Origin of the sequence: Bradyrhizobium sp. 147, from assembly GCF_023073935.1 — a bacterium.
Lineage (GTDB): Bacteria > Pseudomonadota > Alphaproteobacteria > Rhizobiales > Xanthobacteraceae > Bradyrhizobium.
The window spans coordinates 30935-47736 of the sequence record NZ_JADPKL010000028.1; the positions used below are offsets into that span (position 1 = coordinate 30935).

The 16802-nt window shown below is 63.9% G+C and carries 15 protein-coding genes and 1 pseudogene; 12 read left to right on the forward strand and 4 right to left on the reverse strand.

The annotated features are described in order from the left end of the window. Window positions 1-21 precede the first annotated feature (21 nt). The 5 genes from IVA87_RS08130 (at window position 22) to recQ (ending at window position 7132) form a co-directional block, all read left to right on the forward strand. Entirely contained in the window at window positions 22-1581 is a 1560-nt protein-coding gene (locus IVA87_RS08130; protein ID WP_247297773.1) for an amidase family protein, read from the forward strand. Between the two features lie 290 nt (window positions 1582-1871). Continuing rightward, on the forward strand, window positions 1872-3173 hold the full coding sequence (locus IVA87_RS08135; RefSeq protein ID WP_247297775.1) for an O-acetylhomoserine aminocarboxypropyltransferase/cysteine synthase family protein: 1302 nt from the start codon (window positions 1872-1874) through the stop codon (window positions 3171-3173). A gap of 12 nt (window positions 3174-3185) precedes the next feature. Further along, the gene (locus tag IVA87_RS08140; protein ID WP_247297776.1) at window positions 3186-4184 is read left to right on the forward strand and encodes a homoserine O-succinyltransferase; all 999 of its coding nucleotides are present in this window, start codon (window positions 3186-3188) and stop codon (window positions 4182-4184) included. A gap of 103 nt (window positions 4185-4287) precedes the next feature. Beyond that, a complete protein-coding gene (locus IVA87_RS08145; protein WP_247297777.1) occupies window positions 4288-5031 on the forward strand; it encodes a polysaccharide deacetylase family protein in 744 nt (247 codons plus the stop codon). A gap of 235 nt (window positions 5032-5266) precedes the next feature. Continuing rightward, window positions 5267-7132: a DNA helicase RecQ gene (gene recQ, locus IVA87_RS08150; protein WP_247333307.1), complete on the forward strand. Its 1866-nt coding sequence runs from the start codon at window positions 5267-5269 to the stop codon at window positions 7130-7132. A 101-nt stretch (window positions 7133-7233) separates the two neighbouring features. Here the strand turns inward: recQ and IVA87_RS08155 are convergent, their stop codons facing one another. Next, window positions 7234-8247 carry a 1-aminocyclopropane-1-carboxylate deaminase gene (locus tag IVA87_RS08155; RefSeq protein ID WP_247298003.1) on the reverse strand — a complete coding sequence of 338 codons (1014 nt, stop codon included), beginning with the start codon at window positions 8245-8247 and terminating at the stop codon, window positions 7234-7236. 162 nt (window positions 8248-8409) lie between these two features. Between IVA87_RS08155 and IVA87_RS08160 the strand changes: the two genes are divergently transcribed. The 3 genes and pseudogenes from IVA87_RS08160 to IVA87_RS08170 all read left to right on the forward strand — a co-directional run bounded on the left by IVA87_RS08160 (window position 8410) and on the right by IVA87_RS08170 (window position 9966). After that, window positions 8410-8874: an Lrp/AsnC ligand binding domain-containing protein gene (locus IVA87_RS08160; protein WP_247276253.1), complete on the forward strand. Its 465-nt coding sequence runs from the start codon at window positions 8410-8412 to the stop codon at window positions 8872-8874. Between the two features lie 81 nt (window positions 8875-8955). Next, window positions 8956-9515, forward strand: a pseudogene (locus IVA87_RS08165) (carboxymuconolactone decarboxylase family protein). 205 nt (window positions 9516-9720) lie between these two features. Then, the gene (locus IVA87_RS08170) at window positions 9721-9966 is read left to right on the forward strand and encodes a hypothetical protein (protein ID WP_247298006.1); all 246 of its coding nucleotides are present in this window, start codon (window positions 9721-9723) and stop codon (window positions 9964-9966) included. An 8-nt stretch (window positions 9967-9974) separates the two neighbouring features. Here the strand turns inward: IVA87_RS08170 and IVA87_RS08175 are convergent, their stop codons facing one another. Beyond that, entirely contained in the window at window positions 9975-10910 is a 936-nt protein-coding gene (locus IVA87_RS08175) for an alpha/beta hydrolase (RefSeq protein WP_247297779.1), read from the reverse strand. Between the two features lie 114 nt (window positions 10911-11024). Between IVA87_RS08175 and IVA87_RS08180 the strand changes: the two genes are divergently transcribed. After that, on the forward strand, window positions 11025-11912 hold the full coding sequence (locus IVA87_RS08180) for a branched-chain amino acid aminotransferase (protein ID WP_247297780.1): 888 nt from the start codon (window positions 11025-11027) through the stop codon (window positions 11910-11912). Between the two features lie 192 nt (window positions 11913-12104). Here IVA87_RS08180 and IVA87_RS08185 read toward each other — a convergent pair whose 3' ends face one another. Together IVA87_RS08185 and phaR are read right to left on the reverse strand one after the other, a co-directional pair. Continuing rightward, window positions 12105-12722 carry a class I SAM-dependent methyltransferase gene (locus tag IVA87_RS08185; RefSeq protein ID WP_247297781.1) on the reverse strand — a complete coding sequence of 206 codons (618 nt, stop codon included), beginning with the start codon at window positions 12720-12722 and terminating at the stop codon, window positions 12105-12107. Window positions 12723-12765: 43 nt separating this feature from the next. Then, window positions 12766-13356: a polyhydroxyalkanoate synthesis repressor PhaR gene (gene phaR / locus IVA87_RS08190; RefSeq protein ID WP_247276259.1), complete on the reverse strand. Its 591-nt coding sequence runs from the start codon at window positions 13354-13356 to the stop codon at window positions 12766-12768. A gap of 304 nt (window positions 13357-13660) precedes the next feature. On the opposite strand from phaR, the gene IVA87_RS08195 reads away from it, so the two are divergent. From IVA87_RS08195 to IVA87_RS08205, 3 genes are all read left to right on the forward strand, one after another. Further along, complete coding sequence (locus IVA87_RS08195; RefSeq protein ID WP_247297782.1) at window positions 13661-14839, forward strand: acetyl-CoA C-acetyltransferase; 1179 nt, start codon at window positions 13661-13663, stop codon at window positions 14837-14839. A gap of 248 nt (window positions 14840-15087) precedes the next feature. Next, window positions 15088-15813, forward strand: a complete 726-nt coding sequence (gene phbB, locus IVA87_RS08200; protein ID WP_247276261.1) for an acetoacetyl-CoA reductase — start codon at window positions 15088-15090, stop codon at window positions 15811-15813. 115 nt (window positions 15814-15928) lie between these two features. Further along, window positions 15929-16798, forward strand: a complete 870-nt coding sequence (locus IVA87_RS08205; RefSeq protein ID WP_247297784.1) for an EamA family transporter — start codon at window positions 15929-15931, stop codon at window positions 16796-16798. The last annotated feature ends 4 nt before the right edge of the window (window positions 16799-16802 follow it).

Genomic DNA, 16802 nt, shown 5'->3' on the forward strand with positions numbered 1-16802 from the left:
CGCAATTTCAGGAGATGCGACGTGGCGAAGGCGACGACCAAGAAGAAAACGGCTTCGAAGAAACCGGTAAAGACCTCCAGCAAGAAAAGCACAAGCCGCAAGGCCGTCGCTGCGAAGAAGACAAAGAAAGCCACGCGGCTCAAGCCGGCCTCATCGCGCCGTCCCAAGGGGCCGGCTTGGCAATGGTCGGCGGTCGAGACCGCGGCTGCGATCCGCTCCGGCGCAATCTCCGCCGTCGAGACGGTCGAAGCGCATCTCGAACGCATGCGCGCCGTCAATCCGAGGCTGAACGCCGTCGTCGTCGATCTCTCCGAAGAGGCGTTAAAAGCGGCGCATGCGGCCGACAGGCAGCGCGCGAAGGGCGGCGAGCTCGGCCTCCTGCATGGCGTGCCTGTAACCATCAAGGAAAATGTCGACTACGAAGGGCGGCCAAATTTCAACGGCGTTCCCGCCAACAAGGACCTCATCGCGCCGTCGGATTCCCCCGTGGTGCGCAACTTGAAAAAGGCCGGCGCGATCGTGATCGGGCTCACCAACACACCGGAATACTCCTTCCGCGGCTTCACCGACAATCCTCTGCACGGGCTGACGCTGAACCCCTGGGATCCGAACATCACCTGCGGCGGCTCCTCGGGCGGCGCAGGCTCGGCGGTGGCGGCCGGCATCGGCACCATCGCCCATGGCAACGACATCGGCGGCTCGCTGCGCTGGCCGGCGCATTGCAACGGTGTTGCCACCATCAAGCCGACGCAGGGACGGATCCCCGCTTTCAACGGAAGCGCCACCGCCGAGCGGCCGATGCTGGCGCATCTGATGTCGGCGCAGGGGCCGCTCGCCCGCCACGTCGCCGACGTTCGTCTCGCCCTGGAGGTGATGAGCCAACGCGATCCGCGCGATCCCTGGTGGGTGCCGGCGCCGCTCGTCGGGCCGAAGCCAAAGGGGCCGATCAAGGTTGCGCTGGCCAAGATCCCCGATGACATGGACGTTGAGCCGCAGGTTGCCGCGGCGCTGCGCCAGGCCGCGGATCATCTCGAGCGGTCCGGCTATCGCGTCAGCGAGGTCGAGGTGCCCGACATCAACGGCGTCTGGCAGACCTGGTGCGACATCATCACCAACGAGACCGTTGTGATGCAGGAAGCCAGCATGCTGAAGGTTACGTCCGAGGATTTTCACAAGGCCTGGGGCGGCATGAAGACCAAGGCCAACGTGCTCGATCTCAAAGCCTGGATGCAGGCGACGGCCGCGCGCAACGGCCACATCCGCGCCTGGCAATTGTTCTTTGAGGAGTATCCGGTCGTGCTGGCGCCGACCACGGTGAAGCCGACGCCGGGCCCGCGCGAGGATACCGTCAGCCCCGAGCGCGTGCGCGAGATCTTCTGGGGCGAGATCCGCTTCATCTCCGCGATTAACGTGCTGGGCCTGCCTGGCGCGGTAGTTCCGGTGGCAGTGCATGACGGCAGGCCGATCGGCGTGCAGCTCATTGCCGGGCGCTATCGCGAGGATCTCGCGCTCGATGCCGCGGCCGCGATCGAGAAGCGCGCCGGCGTGCTCGCTCATCGATTGTGGGAGACGATGGCCTGAAGCTAGGCAGGCTGTCGACGCGTTGACGGTGCACCCTTTGTCCCCTATGCGGTACGCAAAACCAAGGGAGAAGGGAAAAGTAACGCCGCTGGCGCGGCAACCTCGTCAATTCGTTAATCCAGTTTAACCCGAATTCTGGCCACATCGCCAACAAGCGTTAGGGTTACTTCCTCGATCTCTAGGCGAATTATTGTCCGCTTTACCACCCCCTTCTAACAGGAGGATGGCGGACAACGCACGCGCCTCATACAGGCCGATAAGTGCGGCCCGCTCCACGCGGAGGTGGCACGATGCGCAACGAGACGATCGCTATTCACGCCGGCTACGAACCGGAAGCCACAACGCACGCCGTCGCCGTGCCGATTTACCAGACCGCAGCCTATGCGTTCGACAGCGCCGATCATGGCGCGGCGCTCTTCAATCTCGAGGCCGAGGGCTTTCGTTACAGCCGCATCGCAAATCCGACCAGCGCGGTGCTGGAGAAGCGAATCGCTCAGCTCGAAGGCGGCGTCGGCGCGCTTGCGGTTGCGACCGGCCAGGCGGCGCTGCATTTCGCCTTTGTCAATGTCGCCGATCACGGCGGCAACATCGTCTCGGTGCCGCAGCTCTACGGCACCACACACACGCTGCTCTCCCACATCCTGCCGCGGCAGGGCATCACCGGCCGCTTCGCCGACAGCGATAAGCCCGAGGCGATCGAGAAACTGATCGACGAGAATACCCGTGCCGTATTCGCCGAGACCATCGGCAACCCCGCCGGCAATGTCTGCGACATCGAGGCGCTGGCGAAAATCGCGCATTCGCATGGCGTGCCGCTGATCGTCGACAACACGGTCGCGACCCCGATTCTGCTCAAGCCGTTCGACTACGGTGCCGATATTGCCGTGCATTCCCTGACCAAGTTCCTCGGTGGCCACGGCACCACGCTCGGCGGCGCCATCGTCGATTCCGGAAACTTCCCCTGGGGGAAACACGCCGACCGCTTCCCGGCTTACAACAAGCCGGATGCGTCCTATCATGGCCTCGTCTATGCCGAGCGGTTCGGCAGGACCGCCTACATCGAACGCGCGCGCAGCGTCTATCAGCGCACCATGGGTTCGGTGCTCTCGCCTTTCAATGCCTTCCTGCTGCTCCAGGGCATCGAAACCGTGGCGCTGCGCATGGAGCGCCACGTCGAGAACGCCCGCAAGGTCGCCGAATTCCTCCGTGGCGATCCGCGGGTGGCCTGGGTCAATTACACGGGCTTCCCGGACAGCCCCTATTATCCGCTGGTGCAGAAATATCTGAACGGCAACGCCTCTTCGCTGTTCACCTTCGGCATCAAGGGCGGCATGGAAGCCGGCAAGACCTTCTATGATGCGCTGAAGCTGATCACGCGCCTCGTCAATATCGGCGATGCCAAGTCGCTGGCCTGCCATCCGGCGTCGACGACGCACCGGCAGATGTCGGCAGAGCAGCAGCGCATAGCGGGCGTGCTGCCGGAGACGATCCGCCTGTCGATCGGCATCGAGCATTCCGCAGACATCATCGAGGACATCGACCAGGCGCTGGAAAAGGCCTGTCCGTCGTCGCATCTGCAGGCCGCGGAGTAGGCGGCGGCGCCGATGACGATCTTGATCGACAGGGATCAAGTCATATCAAGCCCGGCCCTGGTGCCGGCCGAAGGTGATCTCGCGCGTGATCGCGGCGCCGAGCTGACCATCGGGCTGATCAACAACGTGCCGGACCCGGCGTTGAAGGCGACCGAGCGGCAGTTTATGAAGCTGCTCCAAGCGGCCGCAGGCTCGCGCCGCATCCGCTTTCACTGCTTCTCGCTTCCTTCGGTGAAGCGCTCGCCGGACGCCAAGTGGCATATCGAGAGCGAATATTCCGATCTTGCGGATCTCGGGCGCCGTCAATTCGATGGGCTGATCGTGACCGGCGCCGAGCCGGTCGCGCCCGAGCTCGACCAGGAGCCGTACTGGCGCGACCTGACCGAGCTGATCGACTGGGCCAAGGTCAACACGCGCTCGACGATCTGGTCGTGCCTCGCCGCGCATGCGGCGGTGCTGCATCTCGACCGTATCGAACGACGGCGGCTGCCGGCCAAATGTCACGGCATCTTCGACTGCGAAGCCGTGACGAACGATCCGCTGACGCGCGGTGCGCCTATGCCGCTCAAGGTCTCGCATTCGCGCCTGAACGAGATCGCCGAGAGCGAGCTCGTGCAAGCCGGGTACCGGGTGCTGACGCGCTCGGAAGAGGCCGGCGTCGACGTCTTTGTCCGCCAATATGCCAGCCGCTTCGTGTTCTTCCAGGGCCACCCGGAATATGACGCGCTGTCGCTCCAGCGCGAATATCTGCGCGACGTCGGTCGCTATCTCGCCCGTGAGCGCGAGAATTATCCGAACTTGCCCGTGAGTTATTTTGACGCAGCGACGGAAGAGAAGCTGGCCCGCTTCGAGAAACAGGCACGGCACCAGCGCCATCCCGCGCTCACCAACGAATTGCCTGCGCTGAATTTGCGCGCCGATATCGCCGCCGGTACCGCAGCGGCAGCGTTATTCCGGAACTGGCTGCAATATCTCGATACGGATGCCGACGTATCGGTCCCTGCGTGCTAGCCGAAGGGTGTTGGCTCCATGTTAGGATTACCCGAGCGTTAGGCTTGCCTCAACCAGCGCGCGAATGTTTCAGTAGCGCATACGGAATCACGGGAAACGCAGCGTGTGGTCGGCATTCCAGGGACGCGTGAGCAATCGGCTGGCTCGGCATTTCCGCGCCGCGCCGCACCGGTTGCCTGCGCGCGCGCCGATGGTGAGCTTCACCTTCGACGATGCCCCAGATAGCGCTGCAGGGGAGGGTGCCGAACTCCTGGAGCAACATGGCGGCCGCGGCACATTCTACCTCTCGGGCAGCCTGATCGATCAGCCGTCGGATCATTGGCAGGGCCTGTCGAACGACGCGATCGTGCGGCTTCACCGCGCCGGCCACGAGATTGCCTGCCACACCTTCTCGCACCAGAGCGCGGTCGATCTCGACGAAGCCGCCATGGAACGCGAGATCGAGCGCAATCGCGACCATTTCCGCAGCATCGATTCCTCGATCATGCTGGAGAACTTCGCCTATCCGTATGGTCTCGCCTCGGTTTGGCGCAAGCCGCAGCTTGCAAGAGCCTACCGTTCGGCGCGCGGCATCCTTCCCGGCGTCAATCACGGCGTCATCGACCTTCAGTTCCTGCGTGCTTCGCCCTTGATCGACCGCGACATCGATACGACAGGCATCGATCGCTATTTCGACGAGGCGGTCGCAAGCGGCGGATGGCTGATCTTGTACGGCCATGACGTCGCCGACCGGCCGAGCCCCTATGGTTGCACGCCGCATTTGATGCGCCATGCGCTGAAGGCGGCCGAGAAGCGCAGTGTACCGATCCTGACCGTCGCGGAGGCGCTGCGAAGGATCGGAGCATAGCGGCTGTTCTTCCCTTTTCCTCTTGTGGAGAAGGTGGCGCGAAGGGCCGCATGAGGGGTATGTCGCCGCGAAACAAGTCTCATCGAATGCGCGGTCAGAGACCCCTCACTATGCGGCGAGCCAGCCTCTCTCAAAAGCGGAGAGGGGAACACTATACCCTGCCGCGCAAACGGTCTTGCCATGCCCGCTCGGTCGTGCGACTGGCGTTGACCGAAAGCTCAATGTCCTCACGCCCATGTCCTCTCCTTCGACCGCTCCGCTGTCTGCTCCGGCCAACGGCCGCGACGCGCTGTCGGTCTTGCATTCGGTGTTCGGCCTGCCGGGGTTCCGCGGCGCGCAGGGTGAGATCATCCGGCACGTGACCGAAGGCGGCAATTGCCTTGTGCTGATGCCGACCGGCGGCGGCAAGTCGCTCTGCTATCAACTCCCCTCACTGCTGCGCGAAGGCTGCGGCATCGTGGTCTCGCCGCTGATCGCGCTGATGCGCGATCAGGTTGCGGGCCTGATCGAAGCAGGTGTGAACGCGGCCGCGCTGAACTCGTCCCTGACTCCGCACGAAGCCTCGGAGGTGGAGCGCCGCCTGATCGCGGGCGATCTCGACCTGCTCTATGTCGCGCCGGAACGGCTGGTGACGCCGCGCTGCCTGTCGATGCTGGCGCGGGCGAAGGTGGCGCTGTTCGCGATCGACGAGGCGCATTGCGTCTCGCAATGGGGCCACGACTTCCGGCCCGAATATGTCGGTCTGTCCGTCATCGCCGAGCGCTTTCCCGATGTCCCGCGCATCGCGCTGACCGCGACCGCCGACGATCTGACCCGCAAGGAAATCGTCGAGCGGCTTCAGCTTGCCGGGTCCCCGCAATTTATCTCCAGCTTCGACCGGCCCAACATCCGCTACGAGATCGTCGACAAGCGCAATGCGGTGTCTCAGCTGAAGGAGTTCATCCGCGAGCGCCACATGGGCGATGCCGGCGTGGCCTATTGCCTGTCCCGCAACCGCGTCGAGGAGGTCGCTGCCGCGCTTCAAGACGCAGGCATGGCCGCGCTGCCCTATCATGCCGGCCTCGACAGCAGCGTGCGCTCCCGGAATCAGGACCGCTTTCTCAACGAGGACGGCATCGTCATCGTCGCGACCATTGCGTTCGGCATGGGCATCGACAAGCCTGACGTGCGTTTCGTCGCCCATCTCGATCTGCCCAAAAGCATCGAAGCCTATTATCAGGAGACGGGGCGCGCCGGCCGTGACGGCAAGCCCTCCGCCGCCTGGATGGCCTACGGCCTCTCCGACATCGTGCAGCAGCGCCGCATGATCGACGAGTCGAACGCTTCCGACGAATTCAAGCGCGTCTCGATCGGTAAGCTCGACGCGCTGGTCGGCCTTGCCGAGACGCCGCATTGCCGGCGTCGGCGGCTGCTCGCCTATTTCGGCGAGATCGTGATGGCCGAGAGTTGCGGCAATTGCGACAATTGCCTGACGCCGCCGAAAATGCGTGACGGCAAGGTGCTGGCGCAGAAGCTGTTGTCCTGCGTCTACCGCACCGGCCAACGCTTCGGGGCAATGCATTTGATCGACGTGCTGGTCGGGCGCCTGACCGAGAAGGTGATGCAGTTCAGCCATGACAAGCTGTCGGTGTTCGGCATTGGCCGCGAGCTCAACGAAAAGCAGTGGCGCACGGTACTGCGGCAATTAGTGGCAATGGGGCATTTGCAGAGCGACAGCGAAGCATTCGGCGCGTTGAAGCTGACGGACTCTTCGCGGGGCGTGCTGCGCGGCGAAACGGAAGTGTGGCTGCGCGAGGAGGCGCCCGGCACCCGCATCCGTTCGAGACGGGTCAAATCGCGCCGCGGCGACCTCGCACCCGCGGCGAGCGCGCCGCAAGGCGACATCGATCCCGAATTGCGCGCGCGGCTGCGCTCCTGGCGTTCCGACGTCGCCCGCGAGCGCGGCGTGCCCGCCTATGTCGTGCTGCACGATGCCACCATCGACGGCATCGTTCGGGCCTGGCCGACGACGCTGGATGAACTCCGCAACGTGCCCGGGATCGGCGACAAGAAGCTCGAGCATTACGGCGACGAGCTGTTGCAGATCGTCAGGGCGAGCTAGCGAGTAGTCTTCGCCCAACGCGACCCTGTGGCTCTCGGTGCCGGATCTGTGCTCATGCTTGTCCGGACGACAGCCGTGTATGTGGCGGGATCTGCGCCACCTCACCCATTCCGGAACGCATAGGCATACCCGTTCAACGCGGGCGCGCCGCCGAGATGGGCGTACAGGATCTTCGCGCCCTTCTCGAAATAGCCCTTCTTCGCAAGGTCGATCAGGCCCTGCATCGACTTGCCCTCGTAGACGGGGTCGGTGATCATGCCTTCGAGCCGCGCGGTGAGGCGGATCGCTTCCTTGGTCTCTTCCGACGGCACGCCGTAGGCGGGATAGGCATAGTCCTCGATCAGCACGACGTCGTCGGGGACGAGCTCCTTGCCGAGCTCGACGAGCTTTGCGGTGTTCTGCGCAATCTCGAGCACCTGGGCTTTCGTCTGGCTAGGCGTGAACGACGCATCGATGCCGATCACCTTGCAGGCGCGGTCGTCGGCGGCGAAGCCGACCAGCATGCCGGCATGGGTCGAGCCGGTGACGGTGCAGACGACGATGTAGTCGAATTTGAAGCCGAGCTCCTTCTCCTGCTTGCGCACTTCCTCGGCGAAGCCGACATAGCCAAGGCCGCCGAATTTGTGCACGGAGGCGCCGGCCGGAATCGCGTAAGGCTTGCCACCCGCCGCCTTCACCTCCTCGATCGCCTGCTCCCAGCTCTTGCGGATGCCGATGTCGAAGCCGTCGTCGACCAGGCGCACGTCGGCACCCATGATGCGCGAGAGCATGATGTTGCCGACGCGGTCATAGACGGCGTCCTCGTGCGGTACCCACGCTTCCTGCACCAGACGGCACTTCATGCCGAGCTTGGCGGCGACCGCCGCGATCATGCGGGTGTGGTTGGATTGCACGCCGCCGATCGATACCAGCGTGTCGGCGTTGGAGGCGATCGCATCGGGAATGATGTATTCGAGCTTGCGCAGCTTGTTGCCGCCGTAGGCAAGGCCCGAATTGCAGTCCTCGCGCTTGGCGTAGACCTCGACTTGACCGCCGAGATATTTCGATAGCCGCTCAAGCTTCTCAATTGGCGTCGGACCGAAGGTGAGCGGATAGCGCGCGAATTTTTTCAGCATCATGGGTCATCCCGATTGGCATTGGGCTGGCCGCAGCGACTAGCACTTGCTGCAAGAAAGGTGCTCTCAAATACTGCACCAATCTTGCGCCGTTGCTTGCAAAAATGACATCAATTACGCCTATTTATGCCGTGATGACCGCTAAAGATGAGAGATTCTTCCATGCCTTCCCGGCTCGACCGTATCGACCTTAAAATATTGCGATTGCTTCAGAATAACGGCCGGCTCAGCAATGCCGAGCTGGCCGAAACCGTCGCGATCAGCCCCGCCACCTGCCATCGCCGCACCCAGCGCCTGTTCGAGGACGGCTTCATTGCGACTGTGCGCGCGATGGTGGCGCCGAAGAAGGTGGCCAAGGGCACGCTGGTGATGGTCGGCGTCGTGCTCGACCGCTCGACCCCGGAGAGTTTTGCCACTTTCGAGCAGGCGATTACAAAACTGAAATTCGTGCTCGATTGCCACCTCGTCGCCGGCGATTTCGACTATTTCCTCAAGATCCGTGTCGGCGACATGGAGGATTTCAACCGTATCCATGGCGAGCAGCTGATCGCGCTGCCCGGGGTGCGCCAGACCCGCACCTTCTTCGTGATGAAGGAAGTCGTCGACAACGCGCCGCTGGAGTTTTGAGCGCGCCCGTCACAGCAACTTCACTTGCCCTGCGCGCGCATGCAGGCGAGCTTCGCATCTTCTCAAAGAGGAGATCCCGCCGTGCGCCTTTCCATTCTCGATCCCAAGGATCTGGCCGACGAACAGAAGCCGCTTTATGACGACATGCGAGCCGGCATCAAGGACCATTTCAAGGGTTTTGTGAACATGCGCGACGACGGCGCGCTGCTGGGGCCGTGGAATCCCTGGCTGCGCGAGCCGCGCTTCGGCAAGCCGGTATGGGAGCTGGTCAAGGCGATCGCGTCGAACCCGCTGCTGCCGGCACCGGTGCGCGAGGTCGCCATCCTCGTCACCGGCTCGCATTTCCGCTCCAGATACGAACTCTACGCCCACGTGCTGGTCGCCGAGCAGCGCGGCTGTCCGACGAGAAGCTCGCGACCATCGTCGCTGGACAGCGGCCGGTCGATCTCACCAAGCAGGAAGCGGTCGCCTACGACATGGCCTCGGCGCTGGTCGGCGGCGGCGTGCTGCCGGAGCTGACCTGGCGCGCCGCCGTGAAGGAGTTCGGCGAGCACGGCGCAGCCGAGCTGTCTTATCTCGTCGGCGTCTACTGCATGGTCTCGGTCACGCTCAACACCTACGACGTGCCGGTGCCGGATTAGCCCCCGGATCGAACCGGGCGCGCGGCTCATCCCGGTGCGGCGATTTGGCGACAGAACCGGTGCGCTGGTCGCGCGTTCGAGCAAGTGGCGCCGTCGGCTGCTGGACCATCCGGATGCCGAACGCTATTTTGCTGCCGCCACGGCGACGCATTCGCCGGTTACGGCCGAACTAAACACTGCGCAGGACAATAGAGACATGAAAGCCATGAACACCTCACGCCGTATCCTGCTCACGGGTCTGGCTGGGCTTGCTATCGCTCCGACCGCGGTGGCCGCCGCGCCGAAGCCTGCCACCGAGGATACGACGGTCGCGGAAGAGCGCTATGCGCGCATGATCGCGGCCGCGCATGCACCCGACGTCAGCTGTGCACGACAGGCCGAACTTTACGCTGATGCACATTGGCCTGAATATGTCGTGGCAGCCAGGGCCGTGCTCGACGCGCGGGTGTGATTGGCGTTCTATCTCTCCACCGCTCGCCTGACCTGCTCGCCGATTTGCGACAGCACGAGCTGCGCCTGCGGCAGGATGGCGCCCATGGCGTGGAAATTGTGAATCATGCCGTCATGGCAGGTGTGCTCGACGACCACGCCCGCGGTCAGCAGCTTGCGCGCATAGGCATTGCCTTCGTCACGCATCGGGTCGAATTCGGCGGTATGGATGATCGCCATCGGCAGGCCCGCGAGCCGTGTCGCGCGTAGCGGCGAGATGCGGGGATCGGCGGCATCCAAGCCCTGAGGCAGATAGTCGGCGAGGTCGGCTTCCATGGTGGCGCGATCGATCAGGTGGCCCTCGGCGAACGCCTCGCGTGACGGCGAGATCTCCTCGAAATCCAGCACCGGGCAGATCAGGCATTGCGCGACGATGGAGAGGCCTGCGTTCTGCATCGCCTCCTGGCACACGATCGCAGCCAGCGTGGCGCCGGCGGAATCGCCGCCGACCACCAGCCGCTCCGCATCGATGCCGAGTGTTGGCGCTTCACGCGCGACCCACTCGGTGGCGGCGATCGCATCGTCGACGGCGGCAGGGAATTTGTGTTCGGGCGCGAGCCGGTAGTCGACCGAGACAAGGCGGCAGCCCGTCGCATGCGCCAGCGCCGCTGCGATGCGGTCGTGCGTGGCGATGCTGCCGGCGACGAGCCCGCCGCCGTGAAAGAACACGAATCCCGGCGTGCGTTCACCGGCACTTGCGGGCGCATAGAGGCGATAGGGCAGCTCGCCGCCAGGACCCGGCAGCCTGCCATTGGACGTCGTCACATCCGGCGCATCAGCGCGCGCGAACTGCATCAGTTTCGCGAGCGACTGCCGCCGTGCCTCGACGCTCGGCCGGCTTCGTGTCTGCGGCGCGGCGGCAGCCATCATGGTCAACAAACGTTTTGCGAGCGGATCGAGCGGCATGGATCTTTCATTCTCCGACAAGGGAAGAGGGTAACTGTCTTCCCGCAGGGAATCATTTAGAAATTGCGACCAATAGTGGCGCGTTAATGCGGCATCACGCCAGGGAGGCCGGTCATGGCCGAGATCAGGAAGCCCATCGAATATTCACCGAGCTGGACCTTCTTCGAGGGCAAATGGCAGGACGGCAATGTGCCGATCATGGGCCCGCGGACGCATGCGGCTTGGCTCGGCTCTGTCGTGTTCGACGGCGCGCGTGCGTTCGAGGGTGTGGCGCCCGATCTCGACCGCCACGTCGCCCGCGCCAATCAATCGGCGGTCAACTTTGGCCTCAAGCCGGTGGTCGATACCGACACCTGGCTCACGCTCGCGCGCGAGGGCATTGCGCGCTTTGCGGCCAACGCCGAGCTCTACATCCGTCCGATGTATTGGGCGCAGCACGGTTCGGGCGGCGGCGTGCTGTTCGATCCCGAGACTACCAATTGGTGCCTGTGCATCTACGAGGCGCCGATGCCAAAACCCGTCGGCAACGCCATCACGCTGTCGCCGTTTCGCAGGCCTACCGCCGAATGCGCGCCGGTCGAGGCCAAGGCCGCCTGCCTCTATCCGAACAATTCGCGCGCGCTCGCTGAGGCCGCCTCGCGCGGCTTCCAGAACGCGTTGATGCTCGACATGCTCGGCAATGTCGCCGAGTTCGGCAATTCCAACGTGTTCATGGCCAACGACGGCGTGGTCTACACCCCCGTGCCCAACGGAACGTTCCTCAACGGCATCACGCGCCAGCGCGTCATCAACCTGCTTCGCGCCGACGGCGTCGCCGTGGTCGAGAAGACGCTGCGCTATGCCGACTTCCTCGCTGCTGACGAGATCTTCTCCACCGGCAATTTCGCCAAAGTCGCGCCGGTTGTCCGCATCGACGAGCGCGAACTGAAGCCGGGTCCGTTCTACGCCCGGGCGCGAAAACTCTATTGGGATTTTGCGCATGCGGTGAAGCTGGCGGCGTAGCTGCCATTACTCCGCTGTCATCGTCCGACTTGATCTGGCGATCCAGTATTCCAGAGACAGTTGTGACTCCTCGATAGGCGCGGCGTGCTGGATGCCCCCGGTCCCGGCTCCGCCAAGGCTACGCCGGGGCCTCAAGGGTGCTCGGCCGCCGAAGCTTTAGCGAAGGCGGCAAGCCGGGGCATGACACCGTTTCTAAAGGCTTCGCTCAAACCGGCTGAACTGAAACGCCTGCGTCGAATGCCACGGCGTATGGTGGATTTCGCTACGCGTCTCGATCAGCTCGAACTCGGCCCCCAATTCCGCCAAAAGGCTCGAACTGTCATGGCGCTGCACCGGCAGGCCGCTGCATTGCTCCGGACCGTCGGGCGCGAACGTCGCGATGATGACGTAGCCGCCGGGCGCAAGCGCCGACCGCAGGCGCTCGACATAGGCGGCCCTGTCGCGGGATTCGGTCAGGAAGTGAAACGCTGCGCGATCGTGCCATAGATGGTAGGTCTTTGCTGAGCGCCATGTCGTGACATCGGCAACGATCCAGTCAACCACTGAAGCGGCTGCGCCGAGGCGTTTCTTCGCGACGTCAAGCGCATTGGCGGAGAGATCCAGCACGGCGACGTCGCGATGTCCGTCCTGCAACAGAGCATCGACTAATCGCGATGCGCCGCCGCCAATGTCGATGATGGCGGCCTCGCGGTCCAAATTGGCTGCTCTGATCATCGCGAGCGAGGTCGCCGGGCTGTTCTGAAACCAGCTGACCTCGGCTTCGCCCTTGGTGGCGTAGACGTTATCCCAATGCGCGCGTCGATCGGGCATGTTGCGTCCTCCGGCTCGCGGAGAGCCGGCTCAATGGATAGACCTACTCGTCCTTCTTCGACATCCGCTCGAGGCGTTCCTGCATTTCCTTCATCTGCTGGCGCAGATCGTCGATGTTGCTGTCCTTCGGCGCCTCGGCATTTGCATCGGGCTCCGGCTCCGGAGTGGCCGCCGGACGGGGCGCGGCGAAGGGCTTGAACATCGAGAAGGTCTGCTGGAAAAGCTCCATGTTGCGGCGGACCTGCTCCTCGAGCGGCGCAAACGGTGTGCCGGACAGCGTGTTGGCGATCTGCTTGCGGAACTTCTCCTGCTCCTGCGTCAGTGTCGCGATCGACTGTTCCAGATATTTCGGCACCACCATCTGCATGCTGTCGCCGTAGAAGCGGATGAGCTGGCGCAGGAAGGTGGTCGGGAGCAGGTTCTGGCCGGCCTTGTTCTCCTGCTCGAAGATGATCTGGGCGAGCACGGAGCGGGTGATGTCGTCACCGGTCTTGGCGTCGTAGACCAGGAAATCTTCGCCGTCCTTGACCATGGCGGCGAGGTCCTCGAGCGTCACGTAAGTGCTCGTTCCGGTATTATAGAGCCGGCGGTTCGCGTATTTCTTGATGGTGGTGGGTTGGTCTGATTTCGCCATGGGCTCTCACTTGCAAACGCGGAGAACAGGAACCCAGCGGGCTATGCCGCAGGGCGGGAAGAGTACGCAACGCAACAAAATAAGCATTTTCAAAGGGGTCACGCTACCGTTTTGTGCGGCACGGTTAATCGGAGAGCAAAAACGTGCTTGCGAAAGCGCCAAGAACGCTATTTTGAATGCGCTGCGGCATGAATTCGGCCGCCGGCCGATTGACATGCCGCAATGACGTTAACAGGATGCCGACCGAGACTGGCGAGCCGTTTCCCCAGCCCCGCCTACCCCCATTCAACCTCAGGAGATGCCCATGTCAGACGATGTCGTCATCGTCAGCGCCGCCCGCACCCCGGTCGGAAGCTTCAACGGAGCGTTCGCGACTCTTCCCGCCCATGATCTCGGCGCCATCGCCATCAAGGCTGCACTGGAGCGCGCCGGCATCGAGCCCGGCCGGGTTTCGGAGGTCATCATGGGTCAGATCCTGACCGCAGCTCAGGGCCAGAACCCAGCCCGTCAAGCCTCGATCGCCGCCGGCATTCCGGTGGAGAGCCCGGCCTGGGGCGTCAACCAGCTCTGCGGCTCCGGCCTGCGCACGGTCGCGCTCGGCTACCAGGCGCTGCTCAACGGCGATTCCGAGATCGTGGTCGCTGGCGGACAGGAGTCCATGAGCATGGCCCCGCACGCCCAGCACCTGCGCGGCGGCGTCAAGATGGGCGGTCTCGAATTGGTCGACACCATGATCAAGGACGGCCTGTGGGATGCCTTCAACGGCTATCACATGGGCAACACCGCCGAAAACGTCGCGCGGCAGTGGCAGATCACCCGCGCCCAACAGGACGAGTTCGCGGTCGCCTCGCAGCAGAAGGCCGAGGCCGCGCAGAAGGCCGGCAAGTTCAACGACGAGATCGTTCCCGTCACCATCAAGACCCGCAAGGGCGACGTCGTCGTCAGCGCCGACGAATATCCGCGCCATGGCGCGACGCTCGATGCGATGGCCAAGCTCAAGCCGGCCTTCGAGAAGGACGGCACGGTCACTGCGGGCTCTGCTTCGGGCATCAATGACGGCGCTGCCGCCGTGGTGCTCATGAGCGCCAAGCAGGCCGCCAAGGAAGGCAAGAAGCCGCTTGCCCGCATCGTGTCCTGGGCGCAGGCCGGCGTCGATCCGAAGATCATGGGCTCGGGCCCGATCCCGGCCTCGCGCGCCGCGCTGAAGAAGGCCGGCTGGAATGTCGGTGATCTCGACCTGATCGAAGCCAACGAAGCCTTCGCGGCACAGGCCTGCGCCGTCAACAAGGACCTCGGCTGGGACACCTCCAAGGTCAACGTCAATGGCGGCGCGATCGCCATCGGTCATCCGGTCGGCGCGTCCGGCGCCCGCGTGCTGGTCACGCTGCTGCACGAAATGCAGAAGCGCGATTCGAAGAAGGGCCTTGCCACGCTGTGCATCGGCGGCGGCATGGGCATTGCGATGTGTCTGGCACGCGACTGAGAAGAACCTGACACGTACCTTAACTTGCGCGTGCGCTGCACACGTCAATGAGTGCGTTGCACGCGATTAAAAAGGCGGCGGTTGCAAATCAAATATTCTTCGCAACTGCGCACGTCTCGACTAAAGAGAAACGCCCGGCTCGACGCCGGGCGTTTTGTTCTTGATGTCCGTCAAACGTCCCGCATAATCCGCAGTTAAAAAACGATCGCGTCAGAAACGTCCGAAGAGTCCAAGGGAAGGAATACGACATGGCACGTGTTGCATTGGTCACGGGTGGTACGCGGGGCATCGGTGCTGCCATCAGCAAGGCGCTGAAGGCGGCGGGCTACAAGGTTGCGGCGAGCTATGCCGGCAACGATGCTGCGGCGGAGAAGTTCAAGGCCGAGACCGGCATCGCGGTCTACAAATGGGACGTCAGCAGTTTCGACGCCTGCGCCGAGGGCGTGAAGAAGGTCGAGGCCGATCTCGGCCCGATCGAGGTGCTGGTCAACAATGCCGGCATCACCCGCGACACCGCGTTCCACAAGATGACGCTCGAGCAGTGGAACGCTGTCATCAACACCAATCTCGGCTCGCTGTTCAACATGACGCGCCAGGTGATCGAGGGCATGCGTGCGCGCAAGTTCGGCCGCATCATTTCGATCTCGTCGATCAACGGCCAGAAGGGGCAGTTCGGGCAAGTCAACTATTCAGCGGCGAAGGCCGGCGACATCGGTTTCACCAAGGCGCTCGCGCTCGAGAACGCCAAGGGCGGCATCACCGTCAACGCGATCTGCCCCGGCTACATCAATACCGAAATGGTGCAGGCGGTGCCGAAGGACGTTTTGGAAAAGAGCGTGATTCCGCAGATTCCCGTCAACCGGCTCGGCGAGCCCGAGGAGATCGCGCGGGCAGTCGTGTTCCTGGCGGCGGACGAGGCCGGCTTCATCACCGGGTCGACCATGACCATCAATGGCGGCCAGTATCAGGCCTGATAGGGCCGCAGGCTTTTGAGCCAAAAGCCTGTAGCCTCAGGCGCGACAAGGCGATAGTGAAGACGCAAATGCCCGGCTCCGCGCCGGGCATAAGCGTCCTCAGAGCCCTTGATCGATGACTCCCCGCACCGCGACGCTGATCGGATTGACCGCGATCCTGATGTGGTCGCTGCTGTCAGTGATGACGGTGGCGACTGGAAAGATCCCGGCGTTCCAGCTCGCCGCAATGACCTTCGCGATCGGCGGTCTCGTCGGCCTGCTCACCTGGATTGGTCGCGGCGAGGCGGCAAGCAGCGTGCGCCAGCCGCTCGTCGTCTGGGTCGTCGGCGTCGGCGGCCTGTTCGGCTATCACGCGCTCTATTTCCTTGCTCTGCGCTTCGCCCCGCCGGCAGAAGCCGGCCTCTTGAATTATCTCTGGCCGCTGCTGATCGTGCTGTTCTCGTCCTTCCTGCCGGGCGAGCGGCTCGCCCTGCATCACATCGCCGGCGCCGTGCTCGGACTTGTCGGCACCGTGCTGCTGTTGGCCGGCAACACCTCGGGCTTCGCGTCGGGCGCGGTGCCGGGACTGGTCGCGGCCTTCATCGCCGCCTTCGTCTGGGCGAGCTATTCGGTGCTGTCACGCCGGCTCAAGGCGGTTCCGACCGACGCGGTCGCGGGCTTCTGCCTCGCCACCGCCGCGCTTGCCGCGCTGATGCATGCTCTGCTCGAAACCACGGTCTGGCCGGAGACCGCGCTGCAATGGCTCTCCGTGGCCGCGCTCGGCATCGGTCCCGTCGGTGCTGCCTTCTACGCCTGGGACATCGGCATGAAGCGCGGCGACATCCGCGTGCTCGGCGCCGCCTCCTATGCGACGCCGCTATTGTCGACCGGCTTCCTCATCGCTGCCGGCTTTGCGAAAGCCAGCACCAACATCGCCATCGCCGCCATCCTGATCGCCGGTGGCGGCCTGATCGCGGCGAAGGACATGGTGCTGCGGAAGCAGTGAACGG